General features: G+C 46.4%; 18 protein-coding genes. 11 read left to right on the top strand and 7 right to left on the bottom strand.

Annotated features, from left to right (window positions below; all coding sequences use genetic code 11):
- Positions 1 to 20: 20 nt before the first annotated feature.
- Complete coding sequence (gene purL, locus OA79_RS08745; protein ID WP_063332851.1) at positions 21 to 3920, top strand: phosphoribosylformylglycinamidine synthase; 3900 nt, start codon at positions 21 to 23, stop codon at positions 3918 to 3920.
- Between the two features lie 141 nt (positions 3921 to 4061).
- Here purL and OA79_RS18355 read toward each other — a convergent pair whose 3' ends face one another.
- The 4 genes from OA79_RS18355 to OA79_RS08730 form a co-directional block, all read right to left on the bottom strand.
- Complete coding sequence (locus tag OA79_RS18355; RefSeq protein ID WP_181799770.1) at positions 4062 to 4226, bottom strand: hypothetical protein; 165 nt, start codon at positions 4224 to 4226, stop codon at positions 4062 to 4064.
- Between the two features lie 2 nt (positions 4227 to 4228).
- Positions 4229 to 5590, bottom strand: a complete 1362-nt coding sequence (locus tag OA79_RS08740; RefSeq protein ID WP_063332850.1) for an ammonium transporter — start codon at positions 5588 to 5590, stop codon at positions 4229 to 4231.
- Between the two features lie 82 nt (positions 5591 to 5672).
- Positions 5673 to 6524: an ethanolamine ammonia-lyase subunit EutC gene (gene eutC / locus OA79_RS08735; RefSeq protein ID WP_063332849.1), complete on the bottom strand. Its 852-nt coding sequence runs from the start codon at positions 6522 to 6524 to the stop codon at positions 5673 to 5675.
- Entirely contained in the window at positions 6524 to 7942 is a 1419-nt protein-coding gene (locus OA79_RS08730; RefSeq protein WP_063332848.1) for an ethanolamine ammonia-lyase subunit EutB, read from the bottom strand. Before OA79_RS08730 ends, eutC begins: the two co-directional genes overlap by 1 nt.
- A 203-nt stretch (positions 7943 to 8145) precedes the next feature.
- Between OA79_RS08730 and OA79_RS08725 the strand changes: the two genes are divergently transcribed.
- From OA79_RS08725 to OA79_RS08700, 6 genes are all read left to right on the top strand, one after another.
- The gene (locus OA79_RS08725) at positions 8146 to 9120 is read left to right on the top strand and encodes a helix-turn-helix domain-containing protein (protein WP_063332847.1); all 975 of its coding nucleotides are present in this window, start codon (positions 8146 to 8148) and stop codon (positions 9118 to 9120) included.
- Positions 9121 to 9314: 194 nt separating this feature from the next.
- Positions 9315 to 10712, top strand: a complete 1398-nt coding sequence (locus tag OA79_RS08720) for a DUF4856 domain-containing protein (RefSeq protein ID WP_063332846.1) — start codon at positions 9315 to 9317, stop codon at positions 10710 to 10712.
- Between the two features lie 67 nt (positions 10713 to 10779).
- Positions 10780 to 11787 carry a sterol desaturase family protein gene (locus tag OA79_RS08715; RefSeq protein WP_063332845.1) on the top strand — a complete coding sequence of 336 codons (1008 nt, stop codon included), beginning with the start codon at positions 10780 to 10782 and terminating at the stop codon, positions 11785 to 11787.
- 71 nt (positions 11788 to 11858) lie between these two features.
- Positions 11859 to 12698, top strand: coding sequence for an arylamine N-acetyltransferase family protein (locus OA79_RS08710; RefSeq protein WP_063332844.1), 840 nt, complete (start codon positions 11859 to 11861; stop codon positions 12696 to 12698).
- A 20-nt stretch (positions 12699 to 12718) separates the two neighbouring features.
- Entirely contained in the window at positions 12719 to 13654 is a 936-nt protein-coding gene (locus tag OA79_RS08705) for a DMT family transporter (RefSeq protein WP_063332843.1), read from the top strand.
- A 42-nt stretch (positions 13655 to 13696) separates the two neighbouring features.
- The gene (locus OA79_RS08700; RefSeq protein WP_063332842.1) at positions 13697 to 14293 is read left to right on the top strand and encodes a Crp/Fnr family transcriptional regulator; all 597 of its coding nucleotides are present in this window, start codon (positions 13697 to 13699) and stop codon (positions 14291 to 14293) included.
- 66 nt (positions 14294 to 14359) lie between these two features.
- Here OA79_RS08700 and OA79_RS08695 read toward each other — a convergent pair whose 3' ends face one another.
- The 3 genes from OA79_RS08695 to OA79_RS08685 all read right to left on the bottom strand — a co-directional run bounded on the left by OA79_RS08695 (position 14360) and on the right by OA79_RS08685 (position 17440).
- Entirely contained in the window at positions 14360 to 15013 is a 654-nt protein-coding gene (locus tag OA79_RS08695) for a DsbA family oxidoreductase (protein ID WP_063332841.1), read from the bottom strand.
- A 176-nt stretch (positions 15014 to 15189) separates the two neighbouring features.
- Positions 15190 to 15954, bottom strand: coding sequence for an SDR family NAD(P)-dependent oxidoreductase (locus OA79_RS08690; protein ID WP_063332840.1), 765 nt, complete (start codon positions 15952 to 15954; stop codon positions 15190 to 15192).
- 25 nt (positions 15955 to 15979) lie between these two features.
- Entirely contained in the window at positions 15980 to 17440 is a 1461-nt protein-coding gene (locus OA79_RS08685; protein WP_063332839.1) for an NAD-dependent succinate-semialdehyde dehydrogenase, read from the bottom strand.
- 185 nt (positions 17441 to 17625) lie between these two features.
- Between OA79_RS08685 and araD the strand changes: the two genes are divergently transcribed.
- The 4 genes from araD to OA79_RS08665 are packed head-to-tail and all read left to right on the top strand — an operon-like array spanning position 17626 to position 21962.
- The gene (gene araD, locus OA79_RS08680) at positions 17626 to 19347 is read left to right on the top strand and encodes an L-arabinonate dehydratase (RefSeq protein WP_063332838.1); all 1722 of its coding nucleotides are present in this window, start codon (positions 17626 to 17628) and stop codon (positions 19345 to 19347) included.
- Positions 19348 to 20109, top strand: coding sequence for an HpcH/HpaI aldolase family protein (locus OA79_RS08675; RefSeq protein WP_063332837.1), 762 nt, complete (start codon positions 19348 to 19350; stop codon positions 20107 to 20109).
- Between the two features lie 18 nt (positions 20110 to 20127).
- Positions 20128 to 20673: a TRAP transporter small permease gene (locus OA79_RS08670; RefSeq protein WP_063332836.1), complete on the top strand. Its 546-nt coding sequence runs from the start codon at positions 20128 to 20130 to the stop codon at positions 20671 to 20673.
- Between the two features lie 2 nt (positions 20674 to 20675).
- Positions 20676 to 21962, top strand: a complete 1287-nt coding sequence (locus tag OA79_RS08665) for a TRAP transporter large permease (protein ID WP_063332835.1) — start codon at positions 20676 to 20678, stop codon at positions 21960 to 21962.
- Positions 21963 to 22019: the final 57 nt, after the last annotated feature.

Below are 22019 nucleotides of genomic sequence, written 5' to 3'. Positions count from 1 at the left end.
CAAATGAGGCAATAACCAACATGCTAACCCTGCATGGTTCCGCAGCGCTATCAGCGTTTCGTAAGGCAAAGTTATTAGCGAATATGACTGCATCTGTTCCGTCTGTTATCGACGTTGACGCTCAGTTTATTCATTTTGTTGAACTGGCTGATGATCAGTCTCTTACGTCTGAACAAGAGGTTGTTTTACAACGAGCACTTGAATACGGCCCTAAGTCGGCAGACATTCAATCGTCTGATCAGAGTGTTTTAGTTGTCCCTCGTTTGGGCACTATTTCTCCTTGGTCTTCAAAAGCAACGGATATTCTTCATAACTGTGGTTTGACCGCTGTGTCTCGTGTTGAACGTGGTGTTGAATATTTTATTCACAGCAGCAAGCCACTGACGTTAGAAGAGTTGGATTTGTTATCGGCCATGTTGCATGACCGTATGACAGAAAGCGTGCTCCCGGCATTGAGCGACGCTGCGCAAATGTTCTCCCATGCAGAACCGGCTCCGATGACCAGTGTTGATGTGTTAGGTGGTGGTCGTGCCGCTTTGGTTGAGGCAAACCGAAGCTTAGGCTTGGCATTGGCTGACGATGAAATTGATTATTTGGTTGAATCATTTATCGCTTTGGGGCGTAACCCAATTGACGTTGAACTAATGATGTTTGCCCAAGCAAACTCAGAGCATTGCCGTCATAAAATTTTCAACGCGTCTTGGACCATTGATGGCGAAGAGCAAGCGCGCTCTTTGTTTAAAATGATCAAAAATACCCATGAACATAATCCTCATGGCACCTTGTCGGCTTACAAAGACAATGCCGCCGTGATGGAAGGTCATCATGCGGGTCGTTTCTTCCCTTCTCCAGAATCTCGTGAATACGATTTCAGTCAAGAAAACATCGATATCTTGATGAAGGTGGAAACCCATAACCACCCAACGGCGATCTCACCTTTCTCTGGTGCGGCAACCGGTTCTGGTGGTGAAATTCGTGATGAAGGGGCGACGGGGATTGGTTCAAAACCCAAGGCGGGGTTGAGCGGTTACACCGTCTCTGACCTTAAAATTCCAGGTTACGAGCAACCATGGGAAAGCCATTACGGCAAACCTGCCCGTATCGTCACGCCATTGGATATTATGATCGAAGGTCCAATTGGTGGCGCGGCGTTTAACAATGAATTCGGGCGTCCAAACCTATTGGGTTATTTCCGAACTTACGAACAAAAAATCCAAGGTGCTTCACAAGAAGAAGTACGTGGTTATCACAAGCCAATCATGTTGGCGGGTGGTCTTGGTAACATTCGCCGTGAACACGTCGAAAAAGATGAAATCAAGGTAGGCGCTAAGCTTATCGTGCTGGGTGGACCAGCGATGTTGATTGGTCTTGGTGGTGGTGCCGCGTCTTCTATGGCCTCGTCTGATGGTAACGAAGACCTCGATTTCGCTTCTGTACAGCGCGGTAATCCAGAAATGGAACGTCGTTGTCAGGAAGTCATCGACCGTTGCTGGCAACTGGGGGATAAGAACCCAATCAGCTTTATCCATGATGTGGGTGCGGGTGGTCTATCGAATGCCTTGCCTGAGCTAGTCAAAGACGGTGAGCGTGGCGGTAATTTCGACCTTCGTAAGGTGTTGAATGATGAACCTGGCATGTCACCACTGGAGATTTGGTGTAACGAGTCGCAAGAACGTTACGTCATGGCGGTATCCGCGGATCGAGTGGATGAGTTCCGCGAAATCTGTGAACGTGAGCGTTGTCCGTTTGCCATTGTGGGTGAAGCCAAAGAAGAAATGCATTTGCAGGTAGAAGATGGCCATTTTGGTAACAAACCTGTGGATCTTCCAATGTCTGTGTTGTTTGGCAAGCCGCCGAAGATGCATCGTGAAGCCACCAAAGCGGTAATTGCAGGTGATGACTTCACCGCAATGGGTGTGGATCTGGCGGATGCGGCGAAGCGTGTATTGAGTTTGCCGACAGTGGCGAGTAAAAACTTCCTGATTACCATTGGCGATCGTACCATTACTGGTATGGTGGCGCGTGATCAAATGGTCGGTCCTTGGCAAGTGCCAGTCGCCGATGTAGCGGTCACTACGTCTTCTTTAGACAGCTACACAGGCGAAGCCATGACCATGGGTGAGCGTACACCTGTTGCTCTATTGGATGCGCCAGCGTCTGGTCGTATGGCGGTTGGTGAAGCCTTGACCAACTTAGCGGCGGCTCAGATTACTCAGCGTAGCCAGATTAAGTTGTCAGCAAACTGGATGGCCGCAGCAGGTCATGAAGGGGAAGACGAGAAACTTTATCAAACGGTTAAAGCCGTTGGTATGGAACTGTGTCCGGCATTGGATATTGCGATTCCAGTGGGTAAAGATTCCATGTCGATGAAGACTGTTTGGAAAGAGGGCGAGCAAGAAAAAGCCGTCACGTCGCCATTGTCTTTGGTAATTTCGGCGTTTGCGCCGGTTGCTGATGCTCGTAAAACCTTAACACCAGAATTGCAAAATAAAGCCGATACCCAGCTTTTATTGATTGACTTGGGTGCCGGTAAAAATCGTCTGGGCGGTTCTGTTATTGCTCAAGTATACAACAAGTTAGGTCAGCAGGCGCCAGATGTGGATGATGCTGCTGCACTGGCTGGCTTCTTCGATACCACGCAAGCGTTAAACGCAGAAGGTAAATTGTTGGCTTACCATGACCGTTCTGACGGTGGTGTGTTCGCAACCTTGACGGAAATGTCTTTTGCTAGTCATTTAGGACTGAACATCGACTTAGATGCTGTAGTTAACTCTGCCGAGCAAGTCGCGCCAGCCTTATTCAATGAAGAGTTAGGTGCGGTGGTTCAAGTTAATCAAGCGGATGTTGATGCGGTTGTGGCGGCTTATGCCAACGCTGGCGTTGCGGTGGCGGCGATTGCCACGCTATCGGGTGACGATCAAATTCGTGTGCGTTTCGCTGGCGAAACACTGTTAGAAGAAACTCGTATTAACTGGCAGCGAGTCTGGTCAGAAACCAGTTATCGTATTCAGGCGATGCGTGATAACCCAGAATTAGCACAACAAGAGTTCGACAATCTGTTGGATGCTAAGGACCCTGGTTTGTCCGCTAAGGTGACCTTTGATCACAACGAAGACATTGCCGCGCCTTTCATCGCCACAGGTGTGAAGCCTCGTATGGCCGTGTTGCGTGAACAAGGAGTCAACGGCCAAGTAGAAATGGCAGCGGCTTTCCATAAATCGGGCTTTACGCCAGTCGATGTTCACATGAGCGATGTACTGTCAGGTCGAATTGATTTGGCGGAATTCCATGGTTTGGTTGCTTGTGGTGGTTTCTCTTACGGTGACGTATTGGGAGCGGGTGAAGGTTGGGCGAAGTCCATTCTTTTCAATGCTCGTGCTCGTGATCAGTTCGAAGCTTTCTTCAACCGTCAAGACACTTTCAGTTTAGGTGTGTGTAATGGTTGTCAGATGTTGTCTAACTTGCATGAACTGATTCCAGGTGCGCAAAATTGGCCGAAATTTGTCCGTAACCAATCGGCACAATTTGAAGCACGTTTGGTGCAAGTGGCTGTGCAAAAATCCAACTCTATTCTGTTGGCAGGAATGGAAGGTTCTCGTCTGCCAATCGCTGTGGCACACGGTGAAGGTCAAACGGAATACCGTGATGACGCACATCAAGCACTGTTGCAAGCCAATCAACAAGTGGCACTGCAATACGTAGATAACTATGGTCAAGCGACGGAACGTTATCCGTTCAATCCGAACGGTTCTGCACAAGGCATCACTGGATTAACGTCTGAAGATGGTCGTGTGACCATTATGATGCCTCACCCAGAGCGTGTTTATCGTACGGTTCAGCATAGCTGGCACCCAAGTGACTGGGAAGAGCAAGCACCTTGGCTTCGCTTGTTCCAAAACGGTCGTAAATGGTTAGGCTAATCGGCTAATGGCTTAAACGAAAAGGCCTGATATTCAATAGAATATCAGGCCTTTTTTTGTCATCGGCTTAATCATGAGTCTGGTCTTAATTAGGTCATATCAAAGCCGCATTGTTAACGTCATTTACTGAACGTGTTGTGATTACTTGTGATTATCAAATGCTTCCGCTTCGTGCTTCATAATGAAGCGAATCAGACCCACTACGATACCAGCCACACCTAGGCTAAAGAGCATCAGAGCAAGTGGATTATCAGCAAAGGTAAAATACGCTGAGACATTTTCCCAAGAGGTAATAGAAGTACCCATAATTAAGCTCCTTTCGCTTCTAGATCGCCGACATTCGTTGTTGTACCACTTTTCGCTGGTACGGTTTCTGGGTATGGGTGAGCCAAGATTTCGACTTCGTCTAGACCCAATACTTCTACATTTTCTGGCACGCGTAGCATGTTGAATTTCTTCAATAGGTAAGAAACAGTGTAGCCAGGAACAAAGCCAAGTACCGCCATGATGATGGCGCAAATGGTTTGACCGTAAAGGCTGATTGCAGGGTTACCACCAACGTTTGGTGTACCACCTGCGAACACACCCACTAGGATAACGGCTACCACACCGGTTACACCGTGAACGGCAACGGCGCCAACGGCATCGTCAATGCCTTTTTTCTCAAGCAATTTCGCTGCGCCAACGGCAATGAAGCTGACACAAGTGGCGATGATGAAAGCCAAACCTGGATCGTATAAATCAAGGCCTGCTGCCACAGAGATGATACCCACTAGGCCACCAGACATGGTCCAGAAAGGGTCGCGAGTCGCAATGTAACAACCGATCACACCACCAGCAAAGCCCATTAGGGTGTTGAAAGCGAAAGCGGAAAGGTTCGTTGGGTTGTTGTAGATGGTTGTCCAGCCAGTGTCACCACCGTTAAAGATGATACAGCCACCTAGGAAACCGAAGAAGCCGAAGATGATCATCATCAAACCAATTAAGGTCATGGGTAGGTTGTGAGCACGAATTTGCTGTGGCACGCCATTGATGAACTTGCCGACACGAGGCCCTAGGTTAATAAGAACACCCAAGGTGAAGAAACCAGCAATAGCGTGCACCACACCAGATGCCCCTACGTCATGGTAACCCATTTCGGTGAGCATCCAGCCGTCTGGGTGCCAGCCCCAAGCGCCTGCAAGAATCCACACACCGCTACCCAGAATAACCGTTAGGATAAGGAAGGCACTAACGCGAATACGCTCGATAACCGCACCAGACATGATAGAACCTGTTGTTGCTCCGAATAGAGCGAAGGCGGCCCAGAAGATGCCTGTGCCCATGTCTTGTACGTCAGGTCCCATACTTTGTGCCCAAGGAAGGGCGGCAGACGCTTCTACTGGCATCAAACCACCAGGGAAAGCGTTGTAAATCCACCAGCCGAACAGGTAGAAAGTTGGGATGATAACGGCCAAAGCAAGAATGTTTTTCACCCCTGCGGCAAGGGCGTTCTTACTGCGCGACGCCCCCATTTCGTAGGCTAGGAAGCCTGCGTGAATCATTACCATGATAGCGGTACACCACCAGTAGAAAACTTCTACGTTCATCGCTTGGTGCATGTTGAAAATCGCTTGCTGAGCATCGAGGGATGCTTGCAAGGATTCCAGGGTTGGGGTTTCTGTAGCCATAGTTTGGTTCCTTTTTGTGAAAGTGGTTAGCTTTTAAGTGACCGAGGTCGTTATTTACACAGCGTCTTAGCGCGCTGTTTTTTTATGAAATTAAAAAGTTCTCAGTGGTTTGGCTGTCATGTTCAAGCAAATCGTCATCCGATCTGTCTTTTAACTTCACACCCGATAATTTCAGTGTTCGTGCTTCGCTTAATAGGTAAAAAGCCTTGCGTGCGGCTTCTGGATAGATCAAACCCGCTGGACGAATGTTAGAAATACAGTTACGAAAAGCGTCTGTATAGCCGACTTTTCCGCCCCAAGTTAAATACAGTCCTAAACTGTCGGGAGAGCTTAATCCTGGGCGCTCTCCAATCAGTACCAGCACACATTTGGCGTTGAGCCTTTCGCAAATATCGTCGCCAATGGCCACGCGACCTTGTTCGACAAAACAAATGGGGGCGACTGACCAAGCTGGTTGGTTTAATGGATTTTCTGTCGATAAATAACCAAACAGCGCCGCTAAAAAAGGCAAGGTATTTTGTTCAACCGCCAAGGATGACAGACCATCCACGACGGCAATGGCCAAGTCGTATTCTGTTGTTACGCTTTGGGCGTGTTGATCCAAGCGATTTGCTGAGGCTTGATCTAAGCGACGACCAAAATCCGGTCGTTGTAAGTAGGTTGCGCGGTCCGTCGCGCGGCTGTGCAAAAATAGGGGGGCACAGTTTGGGGCCCAATCCTGGGCCATAATTTGTTGTGCAAGCTGATGTGCATCGAGCTGAGTATGCACCGCATCGATGGCTTGCGCATGGGCCAGCTGAAAGGCCAATAAATGCTGGGTTGGCGTACTGACACCGGAGCGACCAAGACCAACACGGGCGTCAGTAAAGGCCTTTAGCTTTTGCCAGCTGTTCTTGGTGACGGCATCTTGTTGAGGCGATGTGTCTTGCGCCATTATCGGCCTCCAAGTAAACGTTGTAGCGAGGACTGAAAGGCCGAAGGCAACTGAGAATTCAACGTAAATTGTTCGTTGTTTTTGAAAATTTCCATCTTCGCCAACCAAGCATCGAATTCCGGTGCAGGCTTTAGCCCCAGTACGCGTCTGGCATACAGAGCATCATGGAACGAAGTGGTTTGATAGTTGAGCATGATGTCGTCAGAGCCAGGAATGCCCATAATGAACGTACAGCCTGCGACGCCCAATAAGGTCAGCAAGTTGTCCATATCATTCTGATCGGCTTGCGCATGGTTGGTATAACAAACATCACAACCCATTGGTAGGCCAAGTAACTTGCCACAAAAATGATCTTCTAGGCCGGCTCGAGTAATCTCTTTGCCATCGTACAAATATTCCGGTCCGATGAAACCAACGACGGTGTTAACCAATAATGGATTAAATTTGCGTGCCACCGCATAAGCTCGAACTTCACAGGTTTGTTGATCTAAGCCGTGATTGGCGTTTGCCGACAAGGCGCTGCCTTGGCCTGTTTCAAAATACATGACATTGTTGCCAACCGTACCACGCTTCAAAGACAAGGCGGCGTCTTGAGCTTCGGCCAAGGTGGCGAGGTTGAAACCAAAGCTGTCATTGGTCGCTTGGGTGCCGCCAATGGACTGAAACACCAAATCCACAGGAGCGCCTTGTTCAACGCACTCAATGGTATTGGTGACATGAGTCAGCACGCAGGACTGCGTTGGAATCTCGTAATGCTGGATAACTTCATCCATCATCTTGATGAGTCGTGTGGCCTGCTGAACATTGTCGGTCGCTGGGTTGATGCCTATCACAGCATCGCCATTGGCATACAACAAACCGTCTAACATACTGGCAGCAATACCGGTTAAATCGTCGGTTGGGTGATTAGGTTGCAAGCGAGTGGAAAGGTGGCCTGGTAAACCTATGGTGTTACGAAACGCCGTACGAACATGGCATTTCTTCGCAACCAAAATCAGATCTTGGTTGCGCATGATCTTACTTACTGCCGCCGCCATTTCAGGGGTCACCCCAGCACGGATGGATTTCAACACTTCTGGGCTGGCTAAGTCGCTTAATAACCAATCGCGAAAACCGCCTACAGTAAGATGAGAAATAGGCGCAAAGGCGGCTTTATCATGCTCGTCTATAATTAAGCGTGTGACTTCATCGTCTTCGTAGGGAACCAGAGGCTGCTCAAGAAATAACGGTAATGGCACGTCGGCTAACGTCATTTGTGCCACCGCACGCTGCTCAGCGGTTTCTGCTGCCACGCCAGCTAAACGATCACCAGAACGCGCAGGAGTCGCTTTGGCCATAAGGTCTGCAAGGTCTGCGAAGGTAAAGGTTCGCTCTCCCAGAATATGACGAAATTGCGGTGTGTTGCGGTTTGGACTCATGTGTTAGCTCTTTAAATGGTTTTACTCATACAGTGAAACGACACATCGTGCTTTCTATGATGAGGTGTAAAAAAGGCATAGGTTTTGCTGTTATCTACTTTATGAAAATTACCGAAGAAGCGTTATCGAATAATGGCAAACTTTAAAAAACCTTATATATCATTGCTTTATGGTTTTATAAGGCTGAGGCGGGTGACATTAATATGTTAAATGCAAATCAAAATGCACCAAGGTGGGGCGGAGAGTTTCAGTTTTCTGAAGCTCATGATGCCGATTTGCATGCCAACAATCTGACCAATTGGCAGCAAGAGTATGATCAAACCAGTCGAGGCAGTTTTTATGGCAGTATTGTTGAGCTGTCTTTTGATGGTTTACAGGTATTTAGTGAACATACCAGTCAAGCGTTACAACAAAAGTGCGTCGTCTGGCCTGATTCTGTGTGGCTGGGCATTCCATTTGAAGGCCAGCAGGCCAGTCGTATTAATGGCTTAACCATTCGCCCTGATACTATTATGTGTCGCCCTGGCAGCTGTGAGTTTCAGTTATCCACACCGGAAGAATACGATTTGTTTGGTTTAGTGGTAGATCAAGGTAACCTTATGAAGGTTGCTGACATTCATGGCTTGGATTTGAACTGGAAAGAGCTTACTGAACACGGTCGCCTTGGCGTGCCGGACAAAACCTTGGAAGAGGTTCGTTTTTTGCTGCATCGTTTGTTGTCGGTAAAGCAGAATGAAACCCCGTCGCGTCTGCAAAAAGACATTGTTCTGATGGCGCTTTTAGAGGTACTAAAAGTCGAGACACCACAACCGGCCCGAACACAAAGCTATTATCATCGTAAAAAAGTCGTGGACTGCGCTCGATGCTTTTTGGATCAACACATGGATGCACCAGTAACGGTGACGCAACTTTGTGAAGTCGCCAGCGTAAGTCGTCGTACCTTACAGTACAGTTTTGAGAGCATTCTTGGGGTAAGTCCGATTCAATATCTGCGTTTTACTCGTTTAAACGGTGTGCGTCGTGATCTGGTTAAAGCCAGTTTTGATGGAACATCGAATACGATCAATGTCGGCCAAATTGCTGCGCAATGGGGATTTTGGCATCTGAGTCAATTTGCTAAAGATTATAAACAACTGTTTGGTGAACAGCCTTCTCAAACGCTTGATTGGCACTGTTAATCTTGTCGTTAGCTTGCCTCTTTTGGTCTGCATTTTCTCTTTATTCTACTCAGTTATAAACAATTTTTATAAACCAATAGATTTTTTTCATTAAGAGAAAATAAGAATCAATAGTATCTTTGTTCCTTCGTGCGATTTTTTTGCATCTTTCAAAACAACAAAGTACTCAGCGCGAGTATGACTAGAGGTTCAATATGAAAAATAAATGGGTTTTATCTTTGCTGATGTTAAGTATGGCGGGGGCCACACAGGCGGCAGAACCAACCTATGAATTTGGCATTACTTTAAAGGACTATCAGGGCGACAAAACAAGCTCAGTGTCATATGGCGGACAAATTGCGCGTCATGCATTGCACAACTCAATCAAAGTATTGAGCAAGCAAGGTAACGGCAAAGACAATCAAGCTTTGCTTGATGAATTAAACCTATACTTTTCAGGCTCGGCTGCAGGTCGCGATATTATCGACCCGGTTTCTAAGCAAGGTTTTGCGATCAAACAAAACGAAATTGATGAACTGTCATCCGGTAAAGACTTAGCAACCAGCGCTTACAAAGGTGTGGTAACTGGCTGGCCAGGAAACATGACGGCGGCTGAAGTGCTTAACAGCATGATTGCTAAAGCGGCGAAAACTAAAGGCGGGTTTGATCCAGTTAATGGCTACGACTACATCCAGTTGATTTCGAAATTCTCAATGGGTGCGGTTTTCTACAACAAAGCGGTAAACCATTATCTAGATGAAAAGTTAGGTGCCGATGTGCATCCTAATGATAAAGCCTACAAAGACGGTGTGGCCTACACAGGTAAAGAGCATGTTTGGGATGAAGCCTTTGGTTACTTCGGTGCGCCTATCCATGCTTTAAACTTAACGCCCAAAGACATCGTTGATATTACAAAAATGAAGCCGGATGTGTTTGCTAAGGCGGATTTCAACAAAGATGGTGTGGTAGATCTGAAATCTGAAATGGCATTTGCACACGCTTATTATGCAGCAAGTGTTGATGCCTCAGGTGGCACACAATATTTCCACACCATCATGAAAGCTTTTTACGATGGTCGTAAGTTGATCCAAGACGCACAAGGTGAAAAGCTGTCGACAGCTGAGCGTCAAAAGCTACAGGCTTATGCTAAGGTGATTGCGGATAACTGGCAGAAAGTTATTGCTGAAGCCGCGTTCAAATACGCTGGCAGTGTCTACAAAGACATTGAAACCCTGCAAAAAGCGGAAAAATCCAATGGCGACATCGCAAAGCCTTACCGCAACTATGTGAAGCATTGGGGTGAATTGAAAGGGTTCACTCTGTCATTGCAAGCGGCGGGTCGTGAATTGGGGGAAACGCAAGTTCAATTGAATCGTTTAACCGGTTTCAGCCCAGTGTTGTTTGGTGACTCTCAAGTGGTTGCCGTTGGCGCTGACGGTACATTCATTCAAGCTAAGAGTATTTCTATGAATGAGTACAAGTTGAACATGCTAAAACTGCAAGTGCATTTGGCTGAGAAGTTTGCACTGAAAGCCAAACTGAATGATCGTACGGCTGGTATTTCTGATTTAATGGAAAACCTGAATACAGGTGTGAGTGCTGAAAACGACTAATGTCTGAGCCTATAATATGAGAAGGCCATGTGCCTTCTCATATATTTTGGGCTTTCTTTGAGTGTGTATGACGTATCTTGATTGGTTGCTGAGTGTACTACAACAGACGCTTGTGGATTTGCAGAGCGCGCAGAAGCGAGTGTCGATATGGTATCTGGCATCGGCTTTTATTGTCGCGGTAGGCTTTTACGCTTGGCGCTATCCTAGTCAAATTAAACCGCATCTTAAAATTCTTTTCTCGCCTAACGTCTGGTGGCATCAATCTGCTCGACTCGACTATGTTATTTTTTTCGCAAATCGCTTTATTATGGCGTTGTTGTCACCACGGTTACCCAGTAGCGTTCTGCTGACGACTTGGCTCTATTATCAGAGTCAGAATTGGTTGCCCAGCTTGGGTGAACTAAGTTTGCCAACAGCTTATGTTATTGCTTTGTTCACCTTGTGCTATTTTTTGCTGGACGACTTCAGCCGCTTCTATTTGCATCGTCTGCTGCATAAATGGCCTATTTTATGGGCGTTTCATCGGGTGCATCACAGTGCAAAAGTTCTGACGCCTATTACGGTGTTTCGTACTCACCCTGTAGAAGGGGTTCTTTTCTTTTTTCGTTCCGCTTTGGTTCAAGCGATGTGCATTACTTTCTTTGTTAGCGTGTTCCCAGGGCAGGTGTCCTTGTACACAGTGTGGGGCGTTTCCATCTTTACTTTTGTATTTAATGTGTTGGGTGCTAATCTGCGTCATTCTCATGTGGTATTGAGCTACGGACGCTGGGAAAAATGGTTGATTTCACCAGCGCAACATCAGCGTCATCACTCTTCAGCGATAGAAGATTATGATTGTAATTTTGGTGTGGTACTCGCGCTTTGGGACAGAGTGTTCGGCTCTTGGAAACAAGCCGATTGGCAGCAAAAACTGGTGTTTGGGACTAACACACGTTTTGATGAAAAGGGTTTACTAAATATGTATTTAGAGCCCTTTCAATATGCATTCGAGAGTATGAAGCGTCGTCTTTTTGCTAAAATGCCAGCCATTATTATGATTCTGGTGTCCACCACTTCTCTTTTTTATACCACTTAACCTAGGTTAATTCTTCTAACGGTAATTCAGTGTACTCTGCTGGCCATAGTGAAACACAGAGGAAAATACGAATGTCTGATTTACATGCTTACTTAACAGACCTCAAACTAACAACACCTGATGAATTGTCACTGGCCTTTGTGGGGCAATTGCAGGCGGCACATATCGCTAAGTATAGTTTCAATAGTTTGGCGGTATTGCTTGGTGAAGAGGTGTCTCTTGATCTAACCAATGTCTATGAAAAAATTGTGCTGCATGGCTTGGGGGGGTATTGCTTTGAACATAATAAGTTGGCGTTTGAATTATTGAAAAGCCTTGGTTATTCCGTTCGTTTGGTGATGGCTCGAGTATTAAATGGACAAGAAGTGGATCGTCCTCGTACACATCGCGTTACGCTGGTTAATATTGATGGCAAGAGGTATCTCCTTGATGTCGGCTTTGGTGCGGACTGTCCTATTGCGCCCTTGTTGTTGCAATCAGATTTGGAACAAAAAATTGGTCATGATAATTATCGTATTGTGCTACGAGATGGTGAATATGATTTGCAGATTCAAAGATCGGATAATTTTTATACCTTGTATCGTTTTGATCTAGCCGAATACACAGATGCAGACTGCATGATGGGGAATTTTTTCTCGTCTAAGTACCCTAAAGCGGTGTTCGTAAACAATTTGGTGGCGAGTATTAAAGACGTCAATCAAACCTCAGGCATACGTAATCATGTGTTTTTTACCCGTCAACATGGCATCGAACAGGAAAATCTAATCGACTCCGCGCCAGCTTTACATTCCTTGTTGGCTGAAGTGTTTCATGTGCATGTGGAAATGGTCATTGCGGAGCATTTATTTGACCGATTTATTGCCCCCAATTTGGCAGAATTATCGAGCCCTAATACTGCTCAACAATCATAATCGAGACAAGGAAGTTTGTTATGAATCCTCTTATCACATTATTTGTGTGGGCTTTATTAATGGCGTCGTCTTTTGTGGTGTCTGGCAATATGGTGGACTACGCCAGCCCCATCGCCACGGCATTTTTTCGTTTCGTGCTGGCTTTGTTGCTGATGACGGGCATTTGGTTTATCAAAATACAGCTAACAAGATCGACCAGTAAAGGGCAACAGCTAGCCCAGCTTAAAGTGCTTTTTTCTGGGAAAAAGGTTTGGCAATACGCTTTGATTAGCGGTGCTTTAGTCGGCTTTTTTATCGGTTTGTTTGTCGCTTTAGAGTCTACTACGCCTTTGCATACGTCTGTGCTTTATACCTTAGTGCCGCTGATGGGGGTGTTGATTGCTAAATTTTGGTTAGGTGAGTCAGCGTCGTTACTCAAGGTGTTTGGTTTTGTGCTGGGTTCTTTGGGGGCTGTTTTGGTGTTATTGGCGACTCAAGGCAATGGGCCTTTTGTCTGGCATAAAGGGGATTATATCTTTCTTGGAGCCTCTGTTTTATTGGCCTTTCATGTGGTGTCAGTACAAAAATGGGGGCAATCCGTTGGGGCGTTTGAAGGGGCCTTTTTGATCATGCTGTTTGGCTCTCTGTGGTTGTTGCCTATCGCCTTGATGTGGGGAGACTTAACCAAAGTGGCTTGGGACAATTTTGGGTTTTGGTTGAACGGTTTGTATTTGACCGTGTTTACCACGCTTTTTACCTTTATGCTGCAACAAACCTTAGTGCGTTCTGTGGGCGCTAACCGTATTTTAGCGGCTTCCTATACCATTCCCGTTTGGGTCGCGCTGTATCTAGCGTTGTCGTCATGGCAGTGGTTATTGTTGTTCAATATGGGATTTGCATTAGGATTGGTATGCTTGCTGGTGGCTTTGTATTTGATCGATCAGCAGAATAGGTTTAGACCTGTTGTCGGTGGGTAAGCTTTCGTTAAACGCATTTAGTTAAAGGCATCTGGATACAGCATGGACAAGGCGCAATTAGAGATTGAATTTCAACACCACTTTGCAGAGCAGGGTTACGATATTGATTGGCAAAAACTGTCTTTGTCGATGAGTTTTCATGCTGTGGCGAAAGGTGATTTTTTGTTTCGCCAAGGAGAGTATGCTCAGCGCCTCTTCTTTCTTCACAAAGGCCTGGTTCGTTACGTGAATATTTCCTCAGAGGGCAAAGAGTTCACAAAGACCTTCGTTCGAGCGCCAAAAATCATCGGCTCCACTCGTGCCATGGTGGAAAACTCCGCTACCTTGTTTGGCATTCAGGCTTTACAGGATTGCGTGATTAGCTCTTACGATTGGCAAGATTTTTATGCTCAGATGCATCAGGACTTAGGTTTTTTGACCTATTACAGCCGTTTCATGGAGCAAATTTTTCTGACGAAAGACGCACGGGAAAGTGCGTTCGTTGAGCATTCTGCAGAACGTCGTTATTTGGACTTTTGTGTGGATTACCCCGATTTGAAAGATGCCATTCCACAGCAACAAATTGCTTCTTATTTAGGCATTACACCAGTGGCGTTGAGCCGCATTCGTCAAAAAATCAGGTTAAAGTCGAAAGGTTGATTCTCTGACATCATCAAATCAACCTTATGTTTATTGTGACGCTTGAAAGATGACTGAAGACAGACGTTATTCGGCTTCTTTGGCCATGATCTCTTCCAGCGCGCTTTTAAAGACTTCTGCTGGCTGTCCGCCTGAAATCGCATATTTATTATTGATGATGACGGTCGGAACGGAACTGATGCCATTTTGCTGCCAAAATGCTTCTTGTTCTCGAACCTCATCAGCATAATGCTGGCCTTCTAATATGGCTTTTGCTTCGGCTAAATCTAAATCCACACTGGCGGCTAGGTTGGCGAGCACCGAATAGTCACTGACGTCTTGGTTATGAGTAAAGTGAGCTTTGAACAAGGATGCCTTTAATTCAGCCTGCTTATCTTGAGTGGCCGCCCAATGCAGAAGACGATGCGCATCAAAGGAATTTCGCATACGGCTGTCATCGGTGAAGTTGAAGTCAAAGTCGACCTCCTTACCACGGGATTGAATCATGGCGCGGTTTTGATCGGATTCTTGCTCAGTGATGCCATATTTTTCGATGATGTGTTCACGAAAACCTTGCCCTTCCGCTGGCATGTTGGGGTTCAATTCAAAAGGCTGAAACGTTAAATCGACTGTGACAGAGTCATCTAATTGGTCAAGGGCTTTGTTTAAATTCCCCAGACCGACGACGCACCAAGGGCACATGATGTCTGAAACAAATTGAATAGTAAGAGAGGTGCTCATAATGTGATACCTAATAAAGAATGATTAGGAACTTGTTATGGGCATTCCAAACAAATTAAAGGTATTTAGCTGAAATAACCTGCAAGATGCGCAAATTTTGCATCTTGTTTGAATAAAAAACACAGCCCACATAAGCATGAGAGCTGTGTTTTCTTTGGCATTGTTGTTTAGGTCTTTTATACAATGCCAGCATCAATGATGAAGTTTTGTCCAGCACAGGCTCGGCTGTCATTGGACCCTAGAAAGAGTGCCATGGCGACAATGTCATCGGGCTGAATGCGGAACTTCAGTGATTGAATGTCAATAAACTGCTGATCGAGTTCCGGTGTAAGCCAAAGAGCTTTTTGACGTTCTGTCACAACGGCGCCAGGCACTATCGAGTTGACTCGAATGCCTTTGGGGCCTAACTCTCGTGCCATAGTTCGTGTCATTGAATGAATGGCCCCTTTTGATGTTGTGTAGCCCACCATGCCATCTCGACCTCGCATCCAACTGATGGAACCCATGTTGATGATGCTGCTGCCTTCTGACATGTATTTTGCTGCGGCTTGCATACCAAAAAAATGTGGGCGCATATTGATGTTTAAACAGTTATCCCAATAGTCGGGGGTCACCTCTTCCATTTTATGACGATCGTCTTTCCCTGCATTGTTAATTAACACGTCTAAACGACCACATTCACTTGCCGCATCCGCAATGGCCGTTTGCAGTGCGTCTATGTCACGTACGTCGACTTGTCGAAACCAAGGCGTCGCTTGGTATGTATCGGTCAACCTTTGGTTTAGTGCTTGCGAGGCCGACTCATCAATATCAATATAAGCTACTTGTGCGCCTTGGCGGACAAAGTGTTCGACTAAGCATTCGCCGATACCTGATCCACCGCCAGTAATAAAAACCACCTTACTTTTAAGGGAGGGGTATTGGTTTGTTAATGTTGCCATGTATTATTCTCCAAGCTCGACCAAGTTATTTGTTCAATCCAGCAATACACACATATTTTGTGTTGATGTAGTCGTCGATACCGTATTTGGAACCCTCGCGACCTAGCCCTGATTCTTTATAACCGCCAAACGGCGCGACTTCAGTGGCAATAACTCCAGCATTTACGCCAACTAATCCACTTTCCAGAGCTTCAGCGACGCGGAAGATACGACCAATGTCGCGTGAGTAGAAATAAGACGCTAAGCCATATTCGGTATCATTGGCCATGGCAATGACATCTTCTTCACTTTCAAATGAGAAAACTGGGGCAAGCGGGCCAAAGGTTTCTTCTTTTGCGAACAGCATGTCTTGTGTGGCGTTAGCAATGACGGTTGGTTGGTAAAAATTCTCGCCTAAATCGTGACGTTGACCGCCCGTGACCAGTTTGGCTCCTTTTGCCAAAGCGTCTTGTACATGTTCGTCGACTTTATCTACGGCTGCTTTATTAATTAGAGGACCTTGTTCGACACCGTCTTCGGTGCCTTTGCCTACTTTCATTGCGGCAACTTGTGCGGCAAATTTTTGTACGAATTCGTCATAGACACCGGCTTGAACATAGATGCGGTTGGCACAGACACAGGTTTGACCAGCATTGCGGTATTTAGACAGCATAGCGCCGGCCACGGCTTCATCAATGTCAGCATCATTAAAGACGACAAAAGGTGCGTTACCGCCTAATTCCAAGGACACCTTTTTCATGGTGTCAGCGCAGTCTTTCATTAGTAATTTGCCGATTGGCGTCGACCCGGTAAAGGTAAGCTTTCGTACCACAGACGAATCCGTCAATGTTTTTGCGATGTTGCGCGCAGGACCGGTAACGACGTTAATGACACCCGCAGGGATCCCTGCTTCTAACGCCAGCACGCCCATAGCTAATGCACTTAATGGGGTTTCTGAGGCTGGCTTAATGATCATGGTACAACCTGCTGCCAAAGCGGGTCCGGCTTTTCGTGTAATCATAGCGGCAGGAAAGTTCCAAGGCGTAATCGCAGCACACACACCGACGGGTTCTTTCATTACCAATACTCGGCGATCTGGCGCATAAGTCGGAATCATGTCACCGTAGATTCGCTTACCTTCTTCTGCAAACCATTCTATAAACGAAGCCGCATAGCCGATTTCACCACGGGACTCTGCAATGGGTTTGCCTTGTTCCGCTGTCATTAATTTAGCCAAATCTTCTTGGTTGGCCATTAATAGGTCATGCCAACGACGTAACAGTGCGGCGCGTTCTTTTGCGGTTTTTTGTTTCCAGATTTTTTGTGCCGCATTGGCGGCTTCAATGGCGGCTTGAGTTTCTGTCTCACCAACGCTGGCAATACGAGTGATGAGTTCTCCTGTGGCTGGATTAAAGACATCAAGAGTGTCTCCCGAGTTAGCATCAACCCACTCACCGTTAATTAAACATTTCGTTTGCAGTAGGGCTTTATTTTTCAATTCAAGCATTGTGTTACCTCGGTATTTGTCTGGATCGGAATATTATGTTTATTAGTCAGACTAAGGATAGTTCTTGACTTGTCTTATGTCTTATATAAGATTTATACCACAAGAACGAAGAAGCCGTAAACATCCGCCACCGGAAAGACGGCAAATGAATAAGAATAAAGATGATCAGCTAACAGGGCAGCAACATGGTTAAACGTATCGAAGACTTACGCAGTCAGCGTTGGTTTGCGCCGGATAATATGCGCGCATTTGCACACCGCCAGCGTACTCAGCAAACTGGCTATAAGCGCAGCGATTTTATGAATCGTCCTGTCATCGGCATTATTAATACTTGGAGTGATATTAGTACATGCCACACGCATTTGAGAGAACGTGCTCAGTTTGTCAAAGAAGGCATCATTCGAGCGGGCGGGTATCCTCTAGAATTGCCTGCCATGTCTCTTGGCGAAGTCATGGTGAAGCCAACGACCATGATGTACCGAAATTTTCTGGCAATGGAAACAGAAGAGTTATTACGCAGTCATCCTATTGATGGCGCCATCTTGATGGGCGGTTGTGATAAGACCACGCCAGGGTTGTTGATGGGCGCCATCAGTATGAACATCCCAGCCATTTATATTCCTGCTGGTGCCAGCTTAAATGGCAACTTTAAAGGGCAGAAAATCGGCACAGGGACGCATACCCGTAAGTATTGGGATGAAAAGCGTGCGGGTAATTTGAGCGATGAAGATTGGTTAGAATTAGAAGCCAAAATGACTCGCTCTGTCGGCACCTGTAATACCATGGGAACCGCTTCCTCTCTAACGTCCATGGCCGAAGTATTGGGCTTTTGTTTGCCAGGATCGGCCACCATTCCCGCGGCCGACTCGGCACATCAACGATTGTGTTCGCTTGCAGGTGAGCGCATCACCCAAATGGTATTTGAAGAGTTAACTCCGAAAAAATTGGCCACCAAAGAAGCGTTCGAAAACGCCATTATCACCTATGTCGCTTTGGGTGGCTCAACCAATGGCATTATTCATTTAATCGCGATGGCTGGTCGTGCTGGTATCGACTTGCCCATGTCGACCTTTGATGAATGGGCGCGGAAAGTTCCAGTGATCGCCAATTTAATGCCGGCGGGCGAATATTTAATGGAAGATCTTTTCTATGCTGGTGGTCTGCCTGCATTGCTCACTCGTCTTACCGATCATCTTCATCTTGATCAACACAATGTTAATGGTCGTACCTTGGGTGAAAATTTAGCGGGTGTTGAAATCTTTAATGAAGATGTGATTCGACCCTTAAACAACCCAGTTACCGCGCATGGCACCATTGGCGTGATTAAAGGTAACTTGTGTCCTGACGGCGCGGTTTGTAAACCTTCTGCGGCCTCACCTCATTTATTAAATCATCGTGGTAAAGCGTTAGTCTTTGAAAATCATGCACAGATGAATGCACAGATTGATGATCCTGATTTGGAGGTAGATGAAAATACCGTATTGGTCTTAAAAAATGCGGGGCCGATTGGTGGACCAGGTATGCCTGAATGGGGAGGGTTACCCATTCCGAAAAAACTGTTGCAAAAAGGCGTTCGTGACATGGTGCGTATCTCGGATGCGCGTATGAGTGGAACGCATTATGGCACGTGTATTTTGCACGTTGCGCCAGAGTCATATGTCGGTGGGCCATTGGCGTTTGTTCAAACCGGTGATTGGATCGCGTTAGACATGGAAAACCGTTCCTTGAATCTGGAAATCAGTGAAGAAGAAATGGCGTCAAGGAAGGCCGCTTGGGCACCGCCACCACCAAAATTTGCTCGAGGTTATGGGGCAATGTTCAGTACTCATGTAACTCAGGCCAATGAAGGGTGTGATTTTGATTTTTTACAAGGTGACGCTGTCATCGATGAACCGGAGATTTTTTAAATGAGTAACACAACAAATCCATTTAAGCAGCGTTTGCTAGACGGCCAGAAACTGATTGGTGGTTGGACATTGTCTGGAAGCCCAACCGTGGCCGAAGCAATGGCGTTTTTAAATTATGATTATTTGGTGGTGGATTTAGAGCACAGTCCCGCCAGTATTCATGATACTACGCCTATTTTGCGTGCTGTTGAGCAAACGCCAACGGCAGCGGTGATTCGTATGCCGAGCCATGATCCCATTGCCATTAAGCAAGTGCTAGATCAAGGTGGAATGACGCTGTATTTTCCCTTTGTTGAGTCTGTTGCAGAAGCCAAAGCGATTGTTCAAGCGAGTTTGTACCCACCATTGGGCAAGCGTGGTTTTGCCAAAATGCATCGTGCCGCACGTTACACCACCTTAGAAGATTACCCAACAGCAGCCAATGAACAAGTCTGTTTGATTCCTCAACTGGAAACGCCTGAAGCCTTGTTGTTGGCGGTGGAAATCGGTCAGTTAGAGGGCGTCAGTGCGGTCTTTATTGGCCCAGGTGATCTGTCTATGTCGATGGGGCTGCCGGGTCAGGTCAATCATCCTGATGTTAGAGCCAAGATCGTGGCATGTGTGCAAGCCTGTCGTCAGGCTGGCATTCCTGTTGGAACGGTAATGCCGACGCCAGAAGATGCAAAATGGGCATTAGAAACGGGTTTTAGCTTTGTCTCCATAGCGAATGATCTGGCCAATATGTTAGGTCAGTGTAAAGCTCATCTTGCGCAAATGAAATAACCATAAAAGGTATCTCTAATGCTTTTTTTAACAAGAATAATAACCTGGCTCGGACGGCTAAATTTAGCGGTGATTTGGGTCTTTAAATACCTTGCCATTACGGCGGTAGCGGTCATGACGAGTATTATTTTGATACAAGTCTTTTGTCGTTATGTGTTGAATGACTCATTACCTTGGTCAGAAGAATTGGCCCGCTATTTAATGGTGTGGATGACATTTTTAGCTTTGCCTGTGGTGTCCCGTGCCAAGCAGCATGCCGCGTTGGATATTATCCTTGGGAGCTTACCCAAAAAGCTGGGGCTGGTGTTAGAGCTGATTTTGTATGCCTTGGTCGGCATCGTGCTGTATTACGCTTTTAACAAAAGCTTAGATTTTGCCTTGAAAGGGACACGCATGTTAGCGACGGCGTTGCCCATCACCAAGGCTTGGTCTTATATGGCCATGCCAGTTGGGTTTGGGGTCATGATGTTGGTGTACCTAGAGCTTGTGTTGATCACCATATTACGTCTTGTTACCGGCGCAAATGATAAGTCATTTGAGCTGTCTGAAAGTCACGAGGAATAAGCATGGGCATTTCATTTTTTTGGATCTTGTTATCCGTAATGTTTTTGGGAATGCCAGTTGCATTCGCGCTGTTATTTGCGCCTGGCCTGAGTCTATTTTTAGAAGGCAAGGAGATGTTTTATCTGTTGCTGACTCAGCGTCTTTACAACGGCATTGATAGTTTCCCTTTGATGGCCATCCCCTTCTTTATGTTGGCGGGTGAAGTGATGAACCGTAGTGGTATCACTTTATCTCTTGTGCAAGTAAGCCAAGCTTTTATTGGTCACTTGCGAGGCGGTCTGGCGCAGATAAACATATTGTCTTCCATGTTGTTCGCTGGTTTAAGTGGTTCGGCGGTAGCGGACTGTTCAGCGCTTGGTAAAATGCTTATTCCTGCCATGGAAAAAAATGGCTATTCACGTCGTTTTGCGGCGGCGGTGACCGCGGCTTCTTCTGTCATTGGTCCCATTATTCCGCCCAGCGGTATTATGATTTTATACGCCTTTGTGATGAACGTTTCGGTTGGTGGGCTGTTTGCAGCCGGTCTGATTCCCGGAGTGCTAGTCGGCGGCAGTTTAATGTTAATGACTTGGTATTTGGCCCGTAAACGCGGTTACAAAGTGGCCTCTGAAAAAGCCACTTGGCCTGAACGAGGGACTGCGGTGAAGCAGGCTTTTTGGCCGTTAATGACCCCTGTTATTTTGTTAGGTGGTATCTTGTCAGGGGTTTTCACGCCAACAGAAGCCGCAGCCGTTGCTGCAGCCTATGCGTTATTGGTGAGCTTACTCTCTCGTACAATGAGTGTGTCGAACTTGCCAAGCCTATTTTATGCGACGGCGAAATCGTCGGCAGTGATCTTATTTTTGGTGGGCAGTGCCGTTGCGTTCTCAGCGGTGATTAGTTTGTCTGGTGCGCCACAAAAAGTCGCTGGGGTAATGGTCTCTTTGACAGAGAATCCATTATTGTTATTGCTGATTATTAACCTCTTGTTGTTGTTTGTTGGCATGTTTTTAGATGCTGGGCCAGCCATCTTGATATTAGGGCCTATCTTAGGACCAATTGTGACTCAGTTTGGTATTGACCCTTTGCACTTTGCCATTGTGATGTGCGTTAACTTGACCATTGGTCTCACGACGCCGCCTATGGGCTTGGTACTGTTCGTCGCGTCCAGTGTGAGTGGTGAAAAGGTGGAAACCATTAGTCGAGAAATGTTGCCTTATTTAGCGGTGCATATTCTAGTGATTTTGTTGATTACTTATATTCCAGCATTGACGATGACTTTGCCTCGTTTATTAGGTTTTGCTTCTTGATGGCCTTGTATCGAAAGTCATGGTTAGTGAGCCTTAGGAAGACGGGGATAAGGAGTC

It is taken from the genome of Marinomonas sp. TW1, assembly GCF_001625355.1.
In the GTDB taxonomy this organism is placed as follows: domain Bacteria; phylum Pseudomonadota; class Gammaproteobacteria; order Pseudomonadales; family Marinomonadaceae; genus Marinomonas.
This window is presented reverse-complemented; position numbering and strand designations above follow the sequence as displayed.